The following is a 20,011-nucleotide window of genomic DNA, read 5'->3' on the forward strand; positions in this document are numbered from 1 at the left end:
TAATCTAACTAATCACCTGTTTAACTTGATAATTTTTATCTAAAATAACAAATTCAGCATCAAAACCTACTTTAAGTTGCCCTTTCTTTAAACCTAAAGATTTTGCCTGGTTTGTACTAGTCATTTTTACAGCTTCAAAAAGCTCACAACCTGAGAATTTTAACATATTAGCTAATGCTTTATTCATAGTTAGTACACTACCTGCTAAAACACCATTTTCTAACCTTGCTTGATTATGTTTAACAATAACTTTTTGCCCACCAAGCTCAAATATACCTTCTCCTGCTGCTTGAGCGGACATAGCATCTGTAATTAATGCTAGATTATTGCTTCCTTTAATCTCATATGCAAATTTAACTGTATCTGGGTGAAGGTGAACGCCATCAACGATAAGTTCAGCTAGAACTTTTTTAGACATTAAAAGCGCTGTAGCTGCACCTGGATTTCGGTGGTCTATGGGACTCATTGCGTTAAAAAGGTGGGTTGCATGACTACAACCTTGATCTATAGCCTTCAAGGCTTGCGCCATCGTACAATTAGTGTGCCCTATTGAACTAATTATTTTTTGACTATTACAGTATGCTATAACTGCATCAGCATTTTCAATTTCTGGAGCAATAGTTATTTTTTTTATTAAATTATTAGATGCTTTATGCCATTTAGCCAACTTATCGATATCTGCTTTTTGTAGATAATTAGGGTTTTGAGCACCAATTTTACCTGGAGAAATAAATGGTCCCTCTACATGAACCCCTAATATTTTTGCTGTATTTGTATGGTCAAGCTTATTATATTGAGCTATAACTTGCATAGCTTTTGTAATATGCTCATCTGAAGCTGTCATCGTAGTTGCAAGATAGCTTGTAACACCTTGAGTGTATATAGATTTTGAAATAGTTTCTAGTGCTTCAATATTAGCATTCATAACATCAGCTCCTTTTGAGCCATGAATATGAATGTCTATAAACCCTGGTATCACAAAATCACTAGCTAAAAGTTGTATCACAGGCAGATTGTAATTACTTTGCTTTATATCTTCTGCAATAGTTTCGATAACATTATTTCGAACTACTACATCTTTATACTCAAATGCTATATCACTATAAATCTTAGCTCCTTTGAGAATATAACTTTGCATAAAAAAACTCTTATAGGTAAAATCTTTACTTATATTAACCAAATTTACAGTTTTTATCTATAATATGTTACATTGGTTTCCTGGTCATATGCACAAAGCGACCAAAGAGTTTCGCAAAAAAATGCCATCTATAGATATAGCTATAGAAATAGTTGATGCACGTATCCCAGATTCAAGTAGCAATCATGTTTTAGAGCAAATAGTTGGTGATAAACCTATCATAAAAATACTTTCTAAAAATGATTTGGCAGATCCTAATATAACTAAATTATGGCTGAATTACTATAAAGGTAATGCTATAGCTGTTGATACTCTAACAGATAAAAATATAGTAAAAAAAATACTTGATCTTGCCCAAAAGAAACTACCTAATAGAGGAACGGCGCTAAAACCTATACGTGCAATAATATTTGGCTTACCTAACGTCGGTAAATCGACTATGATAAACAAATTAGCTGGCAGAAAAGTTGCAAAAACTGGTAATGAGCCAGCTGTCACAAAACTACAGCAACGTATAGATGTCCACAAAGGTTTTATAATATTTGATACACCTGGAATTATGTTCCCAAGTCCTAAAAATGAGGCTAGTGGATTTAGAATCGCAAGTATAGGGTCTATTAGAGATACAGCTATGGACTATGAGTCAACAGCTTGTTTTTTGATAGATTTTTTACTTAAGAATAGCCCTAAAGCTTTTCTTTACCGTCATGACGGTATCGAGACAGACCAAAAACACCCTCAAGAAATATTAAAAGAAATCGCTAATACTAAAACTAACTTAAATATTAAGCAAGCTGCTAAAAATATAGTTCATGATTATAGAAACGGACATTTCGGTAGACTATCCCTTGAGAATCCTGAAACAGCTATACTTGAAAAAGAGCAGCTACAACTAAAACAATAAGATATTATAAATTAACCCTTAAATGTAATATCAAGCTATTATATAATTTAGTAAGTAAATTAATTTGTAACTTGTATTTATGTTTGACAAAGATGATTCCACTAAGGCACCAAAAAAAATAGGTCCTATAATATTAACAAAAAAAAATGTCATCAGAGTCTTTATTGCTATAGGGCTTATATTAGTTTTTATTAGTGGGCTTAATAGGTACTTTAGCTATAAGCATCAAGTTTTTTTAGAACAATATTCTACAGCTATAGCTGATATACAAAACAAAAATGAACAAGGATATAACCAAGCATATAAAATTTTTAAAAAATTAGCTGACTCTGATAAAGCAACAACTAAAGATTACTATTATTTAGGATATATGTATCAATATGGGTTAGCCACAAACAAAGATTATTTCCAAGCGTATAAGTATTATCAAAAAGCCATTGATGATAAGAATCCTGAAGTTTACTATCAGCTAGCCATCTTATATAAAGATGGACAAGGTGTTAATAAAAACGATGAAAAAGCTATTAGCTATTTTACAAAAGCGTATAACTTAGGTGATACAAAAGCATTAATACCTTTAGATAAATTGCTCGAATCTAATCAAAAGCTTATTCCCAAGGTAGAACCTAAGCTTTTATTTGAGACGTACTTAGCATATAAAGATGGTAAAATTCTAAAGACTAACAGTAGCAGCCTAAAAGACAAATTTTTACTTGCTGCTATTTCTAAAGGCTATGAACCAGCTTTAGCTATTCAAGCTGAAGATCTTGCTAGAAATGGGGACAGTAATCAAGCTTTAACACTATGGAAAACTTTAGTTTACAGCTCTAATCCTAAAATCTCTGCGTTAGCAAAGTCAAAAATACCAGAACTTCAGAATGTAATTCAAAAGCGTAATAAAGAAGAAGTTCTTATAAAAAGGTCTTTACAAAAAAAGCAATTTATAGAAGATTTATTAAAAAAAAGAGCCATTCAGAAACACATAAAATACAAAAGACAAGTTGGTTTATCTATACCAAAAAGACAAATTGAAAACCTAACCGGTTTAATGTACCTAAATTTATCTAATATAAACAAAGATTTCTTAGTAAACTTTCATAAAGAGATTGCTGATATATATTTTAATAGTAGTCTTCTACCCAGCCCAACTAATTTGGATATAAGTTACACGAATAAACTCTTAGAATTAGCAAAGCTTAAGCATAATAAGTCTTCTCTATGGTTTAACTTCGAAAACCAAACTGATGATAACAAATATGAAGGTTTAGTTTATTACTTCTATAATGATAAAGATCAATACTCCCAAGACTTACTTAATATGATAATTATGCAAAAGCCCAAACCGTCTTCACTAATACCTAATATTAGTACTTTTGCGTTAAATAATAGACCCATACCTGATCCAATAACGTCTGCTCCTACTTTAAATTCTGAAAATATTAAAAGGCCAATAGAACTATCACATGAAGAAAAAATCCAAAGAATGGCGATATTTGCTCAAAAAGGAGATTACAAAGAATTTAATAAATTAGAAGAAGCTGCTGATGCTGAGGATGTATACGCTATTTATTACCTTGGTAAATATTATTATGAAGAAAAAGAATATACTGAAGCTTTAAAATATTTTAATAAAGCTGCTGACGCTGGATTCGGTAAAGCATATTACGAATTAGCTAACATCTATTATAATGAAGAGCAAAATAGCGTCCCATATAATGAAGAAAAAGCTATTAAATACTACCAAAAAGCTGCTGGATTAGGGATACGTAACGCTAAAAGTATACTGATGCTAATTGAATCAAATAAATAACATTCTTATATTAAATTTCTTGGTTATTATACACAAAGTTAATATGCTATTTAAGACATTGAATAAAATCAGCTTAAGTAGTAAGATTCTAAAAATTAATTTGAAAGCCTAAAAGGAAGTTAGATGCTGGATTTAACCCCAGACGAGTTTTATAACGAAATTACCAAAAAAAACATTGGTGTATATACTAAACAAGAACAGACTAAACTACAAAATAGTAAAATAATAATATTTGGTTTAGGTGGCGTTGGCGGTATGCAAGCAATATTATGTGCTAGAAGTGGTATAGGGCATATAAATGGTGTTGATCCTGATATTTTTGAACTATCTAACATAAATCGTCAAATGATAGCCATGACTTCAACTATAGGTAAGTATAAAAGCCAATCAACTGAAGAATATCTAAAAGATATTAACCCTTTCCTTAGCACAAACTTTCATAACGTCAAAGTCACTGAAGAAAATGTTGATGAACTAATACAAGGTCATGATCTTGTGCTAGAAGCTCTTGATGATATGCCATCAAGAATAGTTGTCCACCGTGCTGCTAAAAAATTTGAAGTCCCTAGTATTTCGATGTCAGGAAGTCCCCCACATCGCGGATTTGTATCTTCATTTTTACCAAATGGTATATCATACGAGGATGCACTTAATATACCTACTAAAGGCAAATCAATGTCTGACCCTGAAGTAGCAAATTTTGTTTATGACATAAAAAAGAAGAGAGCTCAATATTCTGTTACACAAGGAGCTCCACAACAGTGGGCGGATGATTTCTGTAGCGGTAAAGCTGGTTGGATAATCACCCCAATAAGAGCTAGTCTCATTGCTTCTTTTAGCTGTCATGAAGCCATACAGATATTAATAGGACAAAAACCACTAGCTGTCGCTCCTAAAGGCATATATATAGATATGGATAATCTAACAAACCCTGTTCAAGTAATAAATCCAGAATGTGGTTTTTGGGAAGCATATAAAATATAGATAAAGGAATTAGTTCATGGAAAATATTGAAAAACAAATCTATGCAAGAAATATAGGTGTAATTACTGATCACGAACAAGCCAAATTAAAAAATTCCAAAATTACTGTAATAGGTGCTGGTGGTGTTGGTGGTATTACATTAATAAGCTTAGCAAGGATGGGATTTGGAAATATACAAGTTATAGATGGTGATAAATTTGAGTACTCAAATATTAATCGACAAATGTTATCAGGTGTATCGCGTATCGGCAAAAATAAAGCTCAATGTGCCAAAGAAACGATACTAGATATCAACCCAAACATACATGTCACCATTCGTCAAGAGATGATGACCGAAGATAATATAGAAGAAATCATAACTGGTTCTGATCTGGTAATAGATGCTACTGATAACCTTGTTAGTAGAGTAATTATTCACAGAGCCGCTCAAAAGCTAAAAATACATTCTATTTGGATAGCTGTAACTCCTCCTTTTAGAGGAGGTGTAATGGTTTTTTCTGATAGGACTCCTGCATATGAGCTTGTATTAAGTCATCCATCATATGGTAAAAAGCTAACAGAAGAAGTAAAAAAAGAAATATCTGCTATCAAAGATAGACGCGCAAAAATTTCTGTAGAGCATGGAGCTCTTGCTGACTGGGCAGATTCATATATAAATGGTAATGCTCCATGGGCTGTTATCTGCCCTGTTGCAAATATCGTTGGTATTTGTGCTAGTTTTGAAGCTTTTAAAATAATCTTAGATCGTAAAACCCTAAAGCCAGTTTATGCTCCAAACCTGCTTAAGATAGATATGGCTAAAACTACTATGATAGAAGAAATAACCCCAGAAAATGGAACTTGGGATAATGCTGAACTCTAAAAAACTCTCTAAAATATTTGCTTTTGCGTTAATTTGCTTGCTATTTGTGTTTGTTACTTCACTTATAAGTAAGAATGCTAAAGACTCTAACTTGGTATCATCAGACTACTATATTAGTTATGGTACTCAAAAAATTCATTTAAAAGAAAAAAAACTTACTACAAAAAATACCAAAGACGTAATTATGCTTATAAACCCTTTGAGTATCCCATCTATAGTTGCTTTTGATGTTCCTAATTATTCCCTTATGGATTCACTAGCTGAGAGTGGCTATGATGTTTGGGCTATAGATTTTATTGGAGAGGGCAAATCCTCTTACCCTAAAATAATGCAAATAGATCCTGCACCAAAAGGCACTTATCCACTACAGGCAACTCAAGCAATAAAACAACTAGATAAAGCTATAGATTTTGTACTTAACAAAACCCAGCAAAAGAATATGGCTATATTAGGCTGGTCTTGGGGTTCTGTAGTTGCAGCTATGTATACAACTGAAAATCCACACAAAGTAAGCCATCTGGTTTTATATGGGTCAATGTATTCCTCTCGTCTAGAAAAGCCTATAGAACCAATGTTTATCCAACCATTTGCTGGTATAAATGATGAATTTAATGAAGAGTTGCCAGACTACCAAAATATACCTTGGCAAATGATTAAACATCACTGGCAAATGATGCTAAAAGATGATAAATCTATTGTTAGTGATCAAACTATAAATCAAGTTGGAAAAGCATATATCAACATAGATCCTGCTCCATACATTCCAGATAGTTTACGTCGTCCTATGGGTCCTATGAAAGATTTGTATTCTATATGGAACGGCAAACCAATATATGATATTTCAAAGCTAACAACTCCTACATTAGTTATTTATGGTGACCAAGATTTATTTGCTGATAAAGAGTTGTACAGCAAATTAATTAATGTAAAAATTAAACAGGAAGTAAAAATAAAACACGCAACACATTGGCTAATCTATGAAAAAGCCCGTGATCAATTTATTCAAACTATGTTAGATTTTTTAGATAAGAAATAATTATGAGCAAAATCAAAATACTCGACTGTACGTTACGTGAGGGAGAGCAATCACAAAACACTTGTTTTTCTGTAGTAGAGAAGATAACTATAGCTAACAAGCTTAAAGATTTTGGTGTAGATGTTATAGAAATTGGACATCCTGGAATATCTAAACAAGAAGAACTCAACTGTGCAAAAATAATTGAGAATGTTAAAGATATAGATATACTAGTCCACTCTCGAGCATTAGTAGAAGATGTAGAAGCTGCTGCTAAAACCAATGCTCAATGGATTGGTATCTGGACATCGTTTAATGATATATCTCTTTCAAGTAAGTTTAATAATAAATCTAGAGGCTGGATTAAAGGCCAAGTTAAAAAAACGGTAACGCTAGCAAAAGATTTTGGTTTCAAGATAAGATTTAGTATAGAAGATGCTTCTAGAACGCCTTTAGAACAAATTCTTAATTTAGCTACCACTGCCATACAAGCCGGAGCAGATAGAATCAGCCTAACAGATAGCGTTGGTGCTTGGCACCCTCAAGAATGCTACGATATAGTCAAAGCTGTGAAATCAAAACTTAATTGTGAGATAGAAGTACACCTTCATAATGATCTTGGATTAGCTCAAGCAAATGCTATATCGGCTATACAAGCTGGTGCAACAGTGATCGATACCTCTATACTAGGTATTGGTGAAAGAGCTGGTATATGTGACTTAATACCTTTAGCTAAATCTTTAGATAAGTTTTATGATGTGAAAAAGTTTAATTTTAAACTTAGTCAAGAGCTAGCAGATATGATATCAAGAGTTAGCTGTTTTAACATTGAGCCCCACCATCCTCTAGTTGGCAGAAACGTATTTACACATACTTCTAAATATCACGCGAAAGCTACAGTAAATAATCCAAAAGCATATGAAATAATAGATCCTAGTGAGTTTGGTGAGCAAAGAAAGATTATAATAAATGAGCTAAACAGAGCAGAAACCCAAAGAATAAAAAATGACTTAGAAGTAAAAACTCCATTTGTCAAAGGAGCATCTGAACTACTTCATCACCGTGATGGTGTCGGCGCTAGGTGGGTATTTATGGATAGTCGTATCGATCCTAGAAGCCAAATATACATTATAGAAAGAATATTTGACAAAGATTACTCTACCTCCTATGAATCTCATGTTGATTCACATGCTCATAATTGTGATAGTACATTTGTATTTATGGGAAACAATACTGATGGCACTGGACTAAAAGTAAGTGTTACATTTGGACAAGAAAATCAAACTACTACAAAAGTCATTGAAAGTCCTGCTTCTGTATATATCCCTGCTGGCGTTTATCATAATTATTCTTATATATCAGGGACTGGTAGGTTTTTAAACTTTGTCTTATCTCCAAATTATAATCAAAGTATAGTGGATCAGTCTACTTCTAAAAATCACTAATAAAAATGCATTTTTTATAAAATCTTCAGATTAAACCCTCAATTCCAAATAGAAATGCAACAAAAAATCTATAAGCGTAATTTAGTGGATAGTATTATCAAAAATCCTTATGTCTTATTAAATATGTCCTATATAAAATCATGTATTTAACTTGTATATTCATCCATGCAAAATAAGGGTGTTTGTCAGATTACATTTTAGCTATTACAGCACATATTATAGCTAATTTGAATAATTACTGGTAATCACCAACTAATACAAAAGTTGGGCTTCTCCTTCTGCTCTAGAAGTTCAAATACCAACCAACAAAAACTGTATATATAAATTTATACATACTTAATAATGACCCTAAATAAAGAGGTATTAAAATGAAAGTATTACACATTGGAAACAATCCAAGTTTTGGCTGCATATCGTATCATTGCAATTCTTTTCCAGATCGTTTTCTAGGAAAAAAAATACAACACATCACTTGTTGTCCTTTTTATGATTTAGTCCACTCAAAAAATTCTAGTTTTATTTTTTCAGGAAAGCAAACAGCTGAGGGTCTTGAAAACCTTGATGCTGCGATTTATAAAGAGACTTTTGGCTCTATTATCGATTTTTTTCATGATAATATTAATATACTTAAACTGCAGTTAAAGAGACAAAAAAAGACCCGTGGCTGGCTGTATTCTTTTCTGCCTGAAATTAAAGTGTACCAAAAAATGAAACAAGCACTATTAAATATTGATGTCATTGTTATTGATCAAACAGGAGGTGATAAAATTGGCGTTCATAGAGACTTCTTAGCTATACATACAAACACTATTAAAGAAAGTTATTTATCTAATGAAAACCTCTCTTATAATTTTTTTGTTTTTTTATTGTTACGGTGTGCAGAGGAATTAGGAATTTCTGTCTTAGGATCATGTAACGGGGCCCAAATGATTTGGTGTTATTTAGGGGGGGCAATACGTGACATGGATCTTACTAAAAAATATAGCAATGGTGTTTATCTTACAGAAAAAGATGGAATACAGAATAAAATATCTTGTTTTGATGGAAAAGTTAAAGTAGGTGAATCGTTTGATAGTTGGGATGTAGAAGAATATATTATGGATTCATGGCATACCTTGTCACATACAGAAAAACTAGAGTATCATATCAATTATGATCATTCCTGGGGAATGTATCCATCGCCTTTCCTAAGACAAGAGGTAAAAATTTTAGCCTTGCACCCATTACATAGTAAAAAAGCTACAAAAATTTATGGATTAAATAAGTTTTTTAATAATCATGGGGTTGAAAGCTTTGAAAAAGTGGATATTACAAACCCAAGTAGAATAAAAGTAGGTTATGAGACAGCTATTGAGTCTTTCATATATAAAAATTTTCTTGGCATGCAAAGCCATCCAGATATGAAGGAAGAAAACATTAAGATATACGAATACTTGTTAGAGAAGGCTATAATCAATAAAAGAACGTCAAAAAGATCATTAGATGACTTTAATACCATTTAGAAAGGAGCCTAATGCAAAAAACAAGATAAGATTGTTAGCTATAGCAAGAAATGCAACAAAAAATCTATAAGCGTAATTTAGTGGATAGTATTATCAAAAACCTTTACGCTTGTGTTTGCCAGATTAAGTCTAAGCTATTACACTCTAGGTTTAAGACTTCTATTCGTAAACGCCCTCTTTCCAATGCTTTCTACATACAGAAAAATATTTGGTATCAATTTCTTTTAGAGAATCATCATCAATAACTATTGGGTTACCATGTTTTAATACTTTACCATTTTGAACTATCATATTAAAGCTTGCCTTTTTACCACAATGACAAATTGTCTTAACTTCCTCTAAGGTATCAGCTATAGACAAAAGTAAAGCTGCTGTTTCGAAAGGTTGTCCTAAATAATTGGTACGCAAACCATAACAAATTACAGGAATCTGTAAATCATCTACGATTTCCGATAATTGCCATACTTGTTTAACTGTAAAAAAATGTATTTCATCTATTAATATACAATCAGTTTTTGTTTTTAAATTATACTGTTTTACAAACTCAAAAATATTATCTTTATCTGTAAGAGAATACGCATCTTGATCTATACCAATACGAGATTTAACCTTATTAAGACCAGCTCTTTTATCTATAGCAGACGTTAAAACAAGAGGATGCCTACCTCTATCTTCATAATTATAAGCGACTTTTAGTAGATCTAACGTCTTACCTGCATCCATAGATGAATATCTAAAATATAATTTTGCCATTAGTCTTTTCCTACATTCTAAACCTTTCTTATTATATTAATTCCATGACGAATAGGCAAAACTAATGTCTCAATATCTCTTCGTTGATTCACATACTTATTAAAATCATCTAAAGCTTTTGCTCTTTTATCTTGTGGATCTAAAACTTCTGCCCGCCATAAAATATCATCTACAATTATGATCCCTTTATCAGAAAGCTTATCTATTAAAATATCAAAATACTTTTGAGTTTGCTTTTTATCTGCATCTATAAATGCAACATCAATACAATTTGGCATACTTGACAATATTTCACTAGCATCTCCTTCTAAGTATTCAATATTTGGATATTTAGCAATAAACTTTTTAGCTACTTTCTCACCAGCTTGGTTTGGTTTATCAATAGTATAAACCTTTAAATCTGGAGACATTTCAGCCATTGCTATTGCTGACATACCTGTAAATGTACCAACATCAACACATATTTTAGCTTGGGTACTAAATACAAAAAACTGTAAAAGCTTTGTAACAATTTTTTCAGATAGCATCTGAGCACCATGGACATTTTCTTTGGTAGAGGATACAAGCTGCTTCAAATTATCAGATAAATTACTAGTATGCTCAATGCAATACTGCCAAATACTATCTTCTGCGAACAGGTTTTGTTTCATTGATATTTAAAAGGATCTAACTAAAACTCTTAGTATTTTGCATTACCAATTTAGATAATGAAAGTGCTTTTGAATATTTTTTATGTTAGAATTTCGATGAATTTTATTATAAAAAACTCTCGATAAGCTTGTTGAGTTGTTAATAAATTGATAAGTTTCTGAATCAAGTTCTAAATGGTAGTTATTATATAATTCCAAACTAGATCCAGAATTTCAAACTATAAAAATAAAATAACATTTAAAGGTTTTTATTAAATGAAAGAAGTAAAAAAAGTTTTTATTAAAACTTTGGGTTGCCAAATGAATGAGTATGACTCATCTAGAATGCATGAAGTTCTAAATGAGCATTTTAATACAGTTAAAACAGAAGATTATAAAGATGCTGACATTATATTAATTAATACTTGCTCTATTAGAGAAAAGGCTCAAGAAAAAGTTTTCCATGAACTTGGTAGATGGAAAAACCTTAAAAAAACAAAAGAAGATCTAGTCATAGGTGTCGGTGGTTGTGTTGCATCTCAAGAAGGTGAAAATATTATTAAAAGAGCTCCATTTGTGGATTTAGTATTTGGCCCTCAAACTATCCATAGATTACCTGAGATGATCAAACAAAAAAATCAAACTCAGCAATCACAGGTTGATATATCTTTTCCAGAAGTTGAAAAATTTGATTATCTTCCTGAACCAAAAGCCGAGGGAGCTAAAGCTTTCGTGTCTATCATGGAAGGTTGTGATAAATATTGTTCTTATTGTGTAGTTCCATACACACGTGGTCCTGAAGTAAATAGACCATTTGAAGATGTACTAGCAGAGTGTGCTATTTTAGCTGAACAAGGAGTTAAAGAGATCACTTTACTTGGGCAAAATGTTAATCACTACTTAGGTCCAATGGAGAATGGTCAGGTAGCAGATCTTGCTTTACTTATACACTTTATAGCTGAAATTGATGGTATTGAAAGAATTAGATTCACAACATCTCATCCAGTTGAGTTTTCTCAAAACTTAATAGATGCTTATGCAACTGTACCAAAGCTAGCAAATCATTTACATTTACCAGTTCAACATGGCTCTGATAGAATTCTTATAAATATGAAAAGAAACCACACTATCTTAGAGTTTAAACAAAAAATCAGAAAACTACGTGCTATACGTCCAGATATTACGATATCATCTGACTTTATAGTTGGCTTTCCAGGTGAAACAGAAGAAGATTTTCAAAAGCTATTAAATCTTGTTAAAGATGTTCACTTTGACCAGTCATTTAGCTTTATATATAGTAAACGCCCAGGTACTCCTGCTGCTGATTTACTAGATGATACACCTATAGAAGTCAAAAAAGATAGACTTAAAAGGTTACAAGATCTACTAGATAGTAATGCCCAAATCATCTCTAGACAAATGGTAGGAACTAAGCAGCGTATACTAGTAGAAGGAACGTCTAAAAAAGATGATAACGTATTATCTGGTAGAACAGAGAATAACAGAATCGTTAATTTTAAAGGTGATAAGTCTTTGATTGGTCAGTTTACTGAAGTTAAAATAACAGAAAGCTTACCACACTCTCTTAGAGGAGAACTTATCTAACATATGAATAAAACTCAGTTTGTTTTAGAACCATACAACTATGATTCCATGATGCTACTTTGTGGCAACCTTGATGAAAATATCCGTGCTATTGAAAACTATTTTCACGTTGAAATAAAACACCGTGCTGATGAATTTGAGATTTCTAGTGAATCTAGTGCAAATAATACTCAAGCTAAAAGATTTATCAAATCATGCTATGCAGAAATCTTATCTGGAAATACAGAGTTAGATTTAGAGCAAATAACTACTATCTTAAATGCTACAGCTAAAGAAAAAATTTCTCAAGTTAAGGCAAAAAGGCCTTCTGATGAAGCCGAAGTGCAACTTAGAAGTAAAAAACTAAAAGCTAGAACTTCTAACCAAGCTACATACCTAGATAATATTAAAACCAACTTTATAACGTTTGGAGTAGGTCCTGCTGGTACAGGTAAAACTTATTTAGCTATAGCATGTGCAGTTGCTGCTTATGAGCGTGGTGAAGTACGAAGAATAGTGCTAGTCCGTCCAGCTGTAGAAGCTGGTGAGAAACTAGGGTTTCTTCCTGGCGATTTAGCTCAAAAAATAGATCCTTACTTACGTCCGATGTATGACGCCTTATTTGACTTTATGGGCGTCGAGAAAGTTACTAAACTTATCGAGAAACAAGCTATTGAAATAGCTCCTTTAGCCTATATGCGTGGACGAACTATTAATGATTCTTTTATAGTGTTAGATGAAAGTCAAAACACTACCAAAGAACAAATGAAAATGTTTTTAACTAGAATAGGCTTTAATACTACTGCTGTAATTACAGGAGATATTACACAAATAGATTTACCAAAAAGTGTTACTTCAGGTTTAAAACATGCTCTTTCAATCCTTACAGATATAGACGGTATCGCTATTAGCTACTTAAAATCTGTTGATATAGTTAGACATCAAATAGTACAAAAAATTGTCAACGCCTATGATAAGCATGAAGAGAATACAAACCATGGGTAATTTAGATCTAAATATTATTAATGATGATGAATACCCCATACCAAATGAGCAGGTCTTATTAAACTGCTTTGAGCTTGTTGCACAACGTCATAATGTCAAAGCTGCTAGCGTTAATCTAAACGTTGTCTCAGATGATGAAATAAAAAATATAAATAAGCAATTTCGTAATAAAGATAAACCAACAAATATAATATCATTTGAATTTGAGAAACCCCAAGGGCTACCAGATGGTATTATAGAAGATTTTCTAGGAGACATTGTTATAGCTCCAAATGTATTAGAAAAAGAAGCTATAGAGCAACACAAAAATTTAGAAGATCACTGGTGTCACATTTTTATTCATGGTTTATTACATTTACTAGGATACGATCATCAAACTGACACCGATGCTAACACAATGGAAAATTTAGAAATTGAACTATTAGCTAAACTAAGTATACTTAACCCATATCTTACAAGAGAGTAAACATGACGGATAATAATAGTCACGATCAACTTAAAAAAGATAAAAGTCATTTCATCAAAAAACTTACCTCTAGTATTTTTAGCATCAAAGATGAAGAAGATCTAATTAGTGCGATTACTAAAGCCACAAATAATGAAGTTATAGATAAAACCTCACAAAACATGCTACTAGGCGCTATAAAGATATCTTCTCTTGATGTGGGAGATATCATGGTATCTCATACTAAAATAGTGGCGGTAGATATGTCTATGAGTATAAATGAGATTTTAGAAAAGACTATCCTCTCAAGCCATACACGTTTGCCTGTTTATTGCGAAAATAAAACAGAGGTATTAGGCGTATTACATGCTAAAGACTTATTAAAACTAATTTTTGATGTTGAGATACAAGGATATACAAAAACTCATCTTGAATCTGAGGATATAAAAAATATACTTCGACCCGCTATTTTCATTCCTGAAACAAAAAAACTTAATTCTATGTTAAAAGATTTTAAAAATAGTCAAAATCATATAGCTATAGTTGTTGATGAATACGGAGCAATCTCAGGGTTGATAACTATAGAAGATATTTTAGAAGAAATAGTTGGTGATATTGAGGATGAGTTTGATACTATCAATGAAAATATAACTAAAATAGCAGACAATTCGTTCTTAGTTGAAGCTACCACTGCAATTGAGGATTTTAATGAGTATTTCAATACATCTATAGATGATGAGAACGACTTTGATACTATTGCTGGGATGATCATCCAAACTCTTGAATACCTTCCCAAAAAAGGCGAAAGCATAGTTGTTGAAGACTTCAGATTTACTATACAAGAAGCTGATAACCGTAAAATAATAAAAATTCTAGTAGAAAAATCTAAAAAATAATGAAAAAAACTATCCTTAACTTAATATTAGCTACCTTAAGCGGTAGCCTACTTACTCTTGCGTTTGCTCCTTTTCGCATAGATATTATTGCGATAGTAGCATTATGTATTTTCTTCTACTTATTGAATAAATGTTCTAAACTCAAGAGCAGCTTTTTGATATCAGCTTTTTTTGGTATCGGTTTTTTTGGCACAAGTATTTCCTGGGTTTATATAAGTATACATTTATTTACAGATTCAGCAGTAGCTGGCATAGTTGCAGCTATAGCTTTGGTTATTTTGTTAAGTTTTTTACATACTATTCCATTTGGCATAGGTAGCTATCTTTTAACAAAAAAATCTAACAACTTTATAAAACTATTAATATATCCAGCTTTATGGACATTATTTGAAATAGTAAAAGCTAACTTACTATGGGGAGGTTTTCCTTGGGTATCTCTTGGTTACTCACAAACAGAATCATCTTTAATATGGTATGCTAACGTTGGCGGTGTGTACTTTGTTACATATATTCTTGCTTTAATTTCAGCACTTATAGTTTTATACCTATTTAACAAAGCTAAAAATATAAGAAAAACTAGTCTTATTATTACTACAGTAACTTTAATATACATAGGTGGTTATGTTATTTCTAAAAACCAACCTAGCACTCAAACTAATAAAGTCCAAAAAGTAGTCTTAGTTCAAGGCGATTTCATCCAGGGATTTAAGTGGAACCAGGATAACTTTATTAAAATGCAAGCTTACTATAAAAGCATGGCAAGTAAATATCAAAATTCATTAATTATATTAGCAGAAAATGCCCTGCCTGATTATCGTCAATATCAACACTTATACTTTGAGGAATTAACAAAAATAGCAAACCAAAATAATAATGCTATATTAGTAGGCTCACTCAGTATTGAAAACTCAAAAATCTATAATAGTTCTACAATATTAGGTAAAGGTAAAGGTATATACAATAAACACCACCTAGTACCATTTGGAGAATATTTTCCGATTAAGTTTTTTGGTTACATAGATAGTGTTGGTCTTAGCAATTTTAATGCTGGTACAAGGATTCAACCTGTAATGCAAGCTTTTGACTATCCTTTGGCTAACTTTATCTGCTATGAAATCGGTTACCCTGAACAAATTCGTGACCAATTACAAGGTGCTAGACTTATATCCGTAATAAGTGATGACTCATGGTTTGGTGACTCTATAGCTCGTGACCAACAACTACAAATATCTCAAGTTAGAGCAATAGAAACTTCCAAATATGTATTAGCTACTACTAGTAATGGTATAACCGCCATCATTGATCCTAGCGGTGTTATTGTTAAAGAGCTTCCTAAAGATACTCAAGCTACTTTAGAATCAGAAATTTATCTTAATGATTTTGAAACAATTTGGTTAAAAATTGGTATGTCTTTGATATTTTTGGTTATTGGAATTAGTATAGTTTTTGTAACAATATTCAAAATCATAAAGGAGCGCTTTTACTAATATGGCCTACTAGGTATAAAAGTGTGTAGAAATAATCTTATAATATTAATATTATCAAAGATAAAAAAATCCCATCACCCCATAGAAGGTCATTACACTATCAATGGCTTATAGAGGCTCTGGCTGAAAACTAACAGATTTACTCAAAATCAACTACAGCATTCTCTATTAAATTTTTATCAATTTCTTTTTTAGGTTTTATACTTGAAACTTGCTTAAGTTTTTCAACTTGACCAATTAAATTACCGCGTCCAGTTTTTAGTTTAGTAAAAGCATTTTCATAAGATTTATTAGCATCATTTATAGACTTACCTACTTTCTCTAAATCTTCAATAAAACCTACAAACTTTTTATATAACTCTTCTGCTCTGCTGTATACATCAGCGATGCTCTGAGCTTGTTTTTCATATCGCCAAGTATTTTCAACTGCTCGTAAAGCTACTAATAAAGTAGTTGGGCTTACTAAAATTATCTTCTGCTTGAATGCTTCATCATATAAATTTACATCATTATCTAAAGCTAAAAGTAAAGCTCCTTCTATCGGGATAAACATAAATATAAAGTCTAATGAATTTATACCTTTAAGATTTTCATATTTTTTATCAGCTAAACCTTTTATATGGTCTTTTATGGATTTTATATGAGCTTTTAATTGTGCTTGTTTATATTCATCATCAACAGCTATATAGTCATTATAAGCAACTAATGAAGTTTTTGCATCGATTATAATATCTCTATCATCAGGTAGTTTCACAACTACATCAGGGCGAAAAGCTTTACCCTCATGATCAATTGTGTGCTTTTCTCTAAAGTATTCAAACCCTTCTCTAAGACCAGATTTTTCAAGGACATTCTCAAGTACCATCTCACCCCAGATACCTTGTTGCTTAGTGCTACTTCTTAGAGCATTTGTAAGGTTATGAGCTTCTACAGTCATCTTTTGATTTAGTTCTTTGAGAGTTTTTAGCTCATTTTGTAATGCACTTCTAGCGTTAGATTCTTTATCGTAAACGTCTTCTACTTTTTGTTTAAAATCTTTTAACTGTTCTCTTACAGGGTTTAAAACGTTATTTAGGCTTTCATGATTACGTTCATTTAGCTTTTTAGAATTATCTTCAAATATCCTATTTGCCAAATTCTCAAATTCAGTTTTTAGTTTTACCTCATTGTTTTGTAATTGCTCTAGTTTTTCCTTTAACTGAGTTTGTAACATTGAAATTTGCGATTTATACTCTTTTATCTCTTCAATATATTTATCAACCTTAATTCTTTCTGCTCTTAAATCTTGTTTTAGTTCTTCAAACCTTTGAACGCTATCTTCCTTTAGCTCAGTATTTTTTTGTCTTTCAGTAGATAACAAAATATCAAACGTTGATTTCTCACTTTGTAAAGCTAATATCTGGGATTGTGCCGAATTTTTATACTCCTCAAAAACTTGTTTGATATTTTTAACTTCTTTAGCTTTCTTACCACACAAAAAAAGAAGCACCATGCCCAAAACAATAGTAAATAAAGCTAATTCTATTATTAATGTCATCAATCTAACCTTTAACCTAAAAATTCTAACTTTAGGTGTCAGTATAACAAATCTACCTTATTTTTGTTTTTAAAATTAAAATCTTAAAGCTCTGTTTAATGAAAACTCTCCCAAATTTCTTGAGCTAATTTTTTACTTATTCCTTTCACTTTTACTATCTCATCTACAGAAGCTTTGCTTAGCTCTTGCCAGCCACCAAAGTGCATTATTAAAGCTTTACGACGTTTTGGTCCTACGCCTTCTATTTCCTCAATAATCGATGATTGCTTATTAGAAGTAATCTTTTTACGTTGGCCTTTTATAGCATGATCATGAGCAGAATCTCGTATCTGACGCAATAATAAAAATCCTAAATTATGTTCACCCAAAATGTATTCTGTATCATCAAAACCTTTATAGATTTTTTCTTTACCACTTATACGCTCTACACCCTTACCTAAACTTACTAGTTGAATTTTATCTTGTAAACCAAATTCTTCGATGATCTTTTCAGCTTGATGTATTTGCCCTTTACCACCATCTATTATCATAATATCTGGGAGGTTGTTTGCTTCCAATCCTGAATTTACACGTCGATATACCACTTGGTAGATTGCTGCATAGTCATCACCTGCTTTAATATCTTTAATATTGTATCGACGATGTGACTTACGATCTTCACCATCATCTGTATATACTACACAAGATGCTACAGTTGCTTCGCCTTGAAAATGCGAAATATCAAAACATTCTATACGCTTAATATCTTTATCTAGCTCTAAAAATTCTTTTAAAGAAGCTAGTCTCTTTTGATACTGTGTTTTTGATGTAGTATAAATATTTAGCTTTTGTCTAGCATTTACTTCTGCTAATTTTAACCATTTTAAGTTATCAGCTGCTGGGGCTATTATCCAATTTATAGATTGGCCAATTTTTTGTGAAATACTTACTAACAAATCCTGAATCTTACTAAAATCAACTTTAGACAAAATTATATTCTTTGGCCAAATATTACGTATCTCATCACCAAGGTAAAAATGCGATAAAAAAGCATGCATAATAGACGTTTTATCTTGCCCTTTTGCGTCTATACTCCAATGTTTATCTGCAACCACATCACCATTTTGGATCTGCAATAAAGCTATACTTGCGTAATTATCTTGTAAATATATCCCAACCACATCAAAAGTTTTATCTAACTGAATATCTACTATTTGCTGCTGTTGTAACTTTCTAAGTACTACTAATTGATCTCTGTAAACTTGTGCTTTCTCATATTGCATATTTTCAGAAGCTTGATGCATCTTTTGGGATATCTCCTCTAAAACACTACTAAATCTACCAGCTAAAAATTTTTTTAAGATAGCTAACTGCTCATCATATTGCTCTTTGGAAACTAACCCTACACATGGTCCAAGACAATGCTTTATTTGATACTGTAAACATGGTCTAACTCGTGATTTATAATATGAATTCTCACATTGTCTAATTGGGAAAATTTTTTGAATAATATTAAGAGTATTTTTCACAGATGATATGGATACAAATGGTCCAAAACATTGTCCTTTTTTATAGGCAGATTTTCCTCTATAAAATGCTATCCTTGGGAACTTATCTCTCGAAATAACTAAATATGGATAGCTTTTATCATCTTTAAATAAAATATTATACTTTGGTCGGTGTTGTTTGATTAGATTATTTTCTAATAAATAAGCTTCATAATCACTTGGTGTTATAGTTATCTCTATTTTTGCTATTTGTGAAACCATCATTAAAGTCTTACTATCTTTAGCACCTTTTGAAAAATAACTATTTACACGGTTTTTAAGATTTTTTGCCTTACCTACATAAATAATCTCACCATGTTTATCAAGCATACGATAAACACCAGAATGTGTTGTTAAATTTGCTAAAAAACTTTTCAAATCAAAGCTTTTTGTTTCACTAAGGATCATTTGTATAGATAATTTCTTATTTTAAATACTAATAAATATATAAAAATGTTAGCATATTAAAGTTTTTTAATACATTGTTTA

General features: G+C 31.5%; 17 protein-coding genes. 12 read left to right on the forward strand and 5 right to left on the reverse strand.

The features are described from left to right. Nucleotides 1-4: 4 nt before the first annotated feature. Nucleotides 5-1,138, reverse strand: coding sequence for an N-acetylglucosamine-6-phosphate deacetylase (nagA, locus tag FRA_RS04390; protein ID WP_035719273.1), 1,134 nt, complete (start codon nucleotides 1,136-1,138; stop codon nucleotides 5-7). 64 nt (nucleotides 1,139-1,202) lie between these two features. On the opposite strand from nagA, the gene ylqF reads away from it, so the two are divergent. From ylqF to FRA_RS04425, 7 genes are all read left to right on the forward strand, one after another. After that, the gene (ylqF, locus tag FRA_RS04395; RefSeq protein ID WP_035719275.1) at nucleotides 1,203-2,042 is read left to right on the forward strand and encodes a ribosome biogenesis GTPase YlqF; all 840 of its coding nucleotides are present in this window, start codon (nucleotides 1,203-1,205) and stop codon (nucleotides 2,040-2,042) included. A 79-nt stretch (nucleotides 2,043-2,121) separates the two neighbouring features. Next, nucleotides 2,122-3,852, forward strand: coding sequence for a tetratricopeptide repeat protein (locus FRA_RS04400; RefSeq protein WP_035719277.1), 1,731 nt, complete (start codon nucleotides 2,122-2,124; stop codon nucleotides 3,850-3,852). Nucleotides 3,853-3,975: 123 nt separating this feature from the next. Next, nucleotides 3,976-4,836 carry a HesA/MoeB/ThiF family protein gene (locus FRA_RS04405; protein WP_051686753.1) on the forward strand — a complete coding sequence of 287 codons (861 nt, stop codon included), beginning with the start codon at nucleotides 3,976-3,978 and terminating at the stop codon, nucleotides 4,834-4,836. Between the two features lie 16 nt (nucleotides 4,837-4,852). Then, nucleotides 4,853-5,698: a HesA/MoeB/ThiF family protein gene (locus FRA_RS04410; RefSeq protein ID WP_035719280.1), complete on the forward strand. Its 846-nt coding sequence runs from the start codon at nucleotides 4,853-4,855 to the stop codon at nucleotides 5,696-5,698. Continuing rightward, nucleotides 5,685-6,734, forward strand: a complete 1,050-nt coding sequence (locus FRA_RS04415) for an alpha/beta hydrolase (protein WP_162173588.1) — start codon at nucleotides 5,685-5,687, stop codon at nucleotides 6,732-6,734. The genes FRA_RS04410 and FRA_RS04415 overlap by 14 nt, the downstream gene beginning before the upstream one ends. 2 nt (nucleotides 6,735-6,736) lie before the next feature. Next, nucleotides 6,737-8,158, forward strand: coding sequence for a homocitrate synthase/isopropylmalate synthase family protein (locus tag FRA_RS04420; RefSeq protein ID WP_035719282.1), 1,422 nt, complete (start codon nucleotides 6,737-6,739; stop codon nucleotides 8,156-8,158). Nucleotides 8,159-8,526: 368 nt separating this feature from the next. Next, complete coding sequence (locus FRA_RS04425) at nucleotides 8,527-9,660, forward strand: hypothetical protein (RefSeq protein ID WP_035719283.1); 1,134 nt, start codon at nucleotides 8,527-8,529, stop codon at nucleotides 9,658-9,660. Nucleotides 9,661-9,819: 159 nt separating this feature from the next. On the opposite strand, the gene FRA_RS04430 is transcribed toward FRA_RS04425, so the two are convergent. Then, nucleotides 9,820-10,413, reverse strand: coding sequence for a thymidine kinase (locus FRA_RS04430; protein WP_035719286.1), 594 nt, complete (start codon nucleotides 10,411-10,413; stop codon nucleotides 9,820-9,822). Nucleotides 10,414-10,430: 17 nt separating this feature from the next. Further along, on the reverse strand, nucleotides 10,431-11,063 hold the full coding sequence (locus FRA_RS04435; protein WP_035719288.1) for an O-methyltransferase: 633 nt from the start codon (nucleotides 11,061-11,063) through the stop codon (nucleotides 10,431-10,433). Nucleotides 11,064-11,318: 255 nt separating this feature from the next. On the opposite strand from FRA_RS04435, the gene miaB reads away from it, so the two are divergent. Genes miaB through lnt form a run of 5 tightly spaced genes read left to right on the forward strand, consistent with a single transcriptional unit; the run spans nucleotide 11,319 to nucleotide 16,459 of the window. Beyond that, nucleotides 11,319-12,647: a tRNA (N6-isopentenyl adenosine(37)-C2)-methylthiotransferase MiaB gene (gene miaB / locus FRA_RS04440; protein WP_035719289.1), complete on the forward strand. Its 1,329-nt coding sequence runs from the start codon at nucleotides 11,319-11,321 to the stop codon at nucleotides 12,645-12,647. A 3-nt stretch (nucleotides 12,648-12,650) separates the two neighbouring features. Then, nucleotides 12,651-13,631: a PhoH family protein gene (locus tag FRA_RS04445; protein ID WP_035719290.1), complete on the forward strand. Its 981-nt coding sequence runs from the start codon at nucleotides 12,651-12,653 to the stop codon at nucleotides 13,629-13,631. Next, the gene (gene ybeY / locus FRA_RS04450) at nucleotides 13,624-14,097 is read left to right on the forward strand and encodes an rRNA maturation RNase YbeY (RefSeq protein ID WP_035719292.1); all 474 of its coding nucleotides are present in this window, start codon (nucleotides 13,624-13,626) and stop codon (nucleotides 14,095-14,097) included. The genes FRA_RS04445 and ybeY overlap by 8 nt, the downstream gene beginning before the upstream one ends. Before the next feature lie 2 nt (nucleotides 14,098-14,099). After that, entirely contained in the window at nucleotides 14,100-14,972 is an 873-nt protein-coding gene (locus FRA_RS04455; protein WP_051686755.1) for an HlyC/CorC family transporter, read from the forward strand. Continuing rightward, nucleotides 14,972-16,459, forward strand: a complete 1,488-nt coding sequence (gene lnt, locus FRA_RS04460; RefSeq protein WP_035719295.1) for an apolipoprotein N-acyltransferase — start codon at nucleotides 14,972-14,974, stop codon at nucleotides 16,457-16,459. The genes FRA_RS04455 and lnt overlap by 1 nt, the downstream gene beginning before the upstream one ends. A 139-nt stretch (nucleotides 16,460-16,598) precedes the next feature. On the opposite strand, the gene FRA_RS04465 is transcribed toward lnt, so the two are convergent. Together FRA_RS04465 and uvrC are read right to left on the reverse strand one after the other, a co-directional pair. Continuing rightward, the gene (locus tag FRA_RS04465; protein WP_035719297.1) at nucleotides 16,599-17,996 is read right to left on the reverse strand and encodes a DNA recombination protein RmuC; all 1,398 of its coding nucleotides are present in this window, start codon (nucleotides 17,994-17,996) and stop codon (nucleotides 16,599-16,601) included. A 95-nt stretch (nucleotides 17,997-18,091) separates the two neighbouring features. After that, entirely contained in the window at nucleotides 18,092-19,930 is a 1,839-nt protein-coding gene (gene uvrC, locus FRA_RS04470) for an excinuclease ABC subunit UvrC (protein ID WP_035719300.1), read from the reverse strand. Nucleotides 19,931-20,011: the final 81 nt, after the last annotated feature.

Source organism: Allofrancisella heilbronnii (genome assembly GCF_000710735.2).
Taxonomy (GTDB): Bacteria; Pseudomonadota; Gammaproteobacteria; order Francisellales; family Francisellaceae; genus Francisella; species Francisella frigidaquae.

What these genes read in the sequence shown, in the direction of transcription:
- nagA (WP_035719273.1), bottom strand. Translation starts at nt 1,138, where the DNA reads ATGCAAAGTTATATTCTCAAAGGAGCTAAGATTTATAGTGATATAGCA.
- ylqF (WP_035719275.1), top strand. Translation starts at nt 1,203, where the DNA reads ATGTTACATTGGTTTCCTGGTCATATGCACAAAGCGACCAAAGAGTTT.
- FRA_RS04400 (WP_035719277.1), top strand. Translation starts at nt 2,122, where the DNA reads ATGTTTGACAAAGATGATTCCACTAAGGCACCAAAAAAAATAGGTCCT.
- FRA_RS04405 (WP_051686753.1), top strand. Translation starts at nt 3,976, where the DNA reads ATGCTGGATTTAACCCCAGACGAGTTTTATAACGAAATTACCAAAAAA.
- FRA_RS04410 (WP_035719280.1), top strand. Translation starts at nt 4,853, where the DNA reads ATGGAAAATATTGAAAAACAAATCTATGCAAGAAATATAGGTGTAATT.
- FRA_RS04415 (WP_162173588.1), top strand. Translation starts at nt 5,685, where the DNA reads ATGCTGAACTCTAAAAAACTCTCTAAAATATTTGCTTTTGCGTTAATT.
- FRA_RS04420 (WP_035719282.1), top strand. Translation starts at nt 6,737, where the DNA reads ATGAGCAAAATCAAAATACTCGACTGTACGTTACGTGAGGGAGAGCAA.
- FRA_RS04425 (WP_035719283.1), top strand. Translation starts at nt 8,527, where the DNA reads ATGAAAGTATTACACATTGGAAACAATCCAAGTTTTGGCTGCATATCG.
- FRA_RS04430 (WP_035719286.1), bottom strand. Translation starts at nt 10,413, where the DNA reads ATGGCAAAATTATATTTTAGATATTCATCTATGGATGCAGGTAAGACG.
- FRA_RS04435 (WP_035719288.1), bottom strand. Translation starts at nt 11,063, where the DNA reads ATGAAACAAAACCTGTTCGCAGAAGATAGTATTTGGCAGTATTGCATT.
- miaB (WP_035719289.1), top strand. Translation starts at nt 11,319, where the DNA reads ATGAAAGAAGTAAAAAAAGTTTTTATTAAAACTTTGGGTTGCCAAATG.
- FRA_RS04445 (WP_035719290.1), top strand. Translation starts at nt 12,651, where the DNA reads ATGAATAAAACTCAGTTTGTTTTAGAACCATACAACTATGATTCCATG.
- ybeY (WP_035719292.1), top strand. Translation starts at nt 13,624, where the DNA reads ATGGGTAATTTAGATCTAAATATTATTAATGATGATGAATACCCCATA.
- FRA_RS04455 (WP_051686755.1), top strand. Translation starts at nt 14,100, where the DNA reads ATGACGGATAATAATAGTCACGATCAACTTAAAAAAGATAAAAGTCAT.
- lnt (WP_035719295.1), top strand. Translation starts at nt 14,972, where the DNA reads ATGAAAAAAACTATCCTTAACTTAATATTAGCTACCTTAAGCGGTAGC.
- FRA_RS04465 (WP_035719297.1), bottom strand. Translation starts at nt 17,996, where the DNA reads ATGACATTAATAATAGAATTAGCTTTATTTACTATTGTTTTGGGCATG.
- uvrC (WP_035719300.1), bottom strand. Translation starts at nt 19,930, where the DNA reads ATGATCCTTAGTGAAACAAAAAGCTTTGATTTGAAAAGTTTTTTAGCA.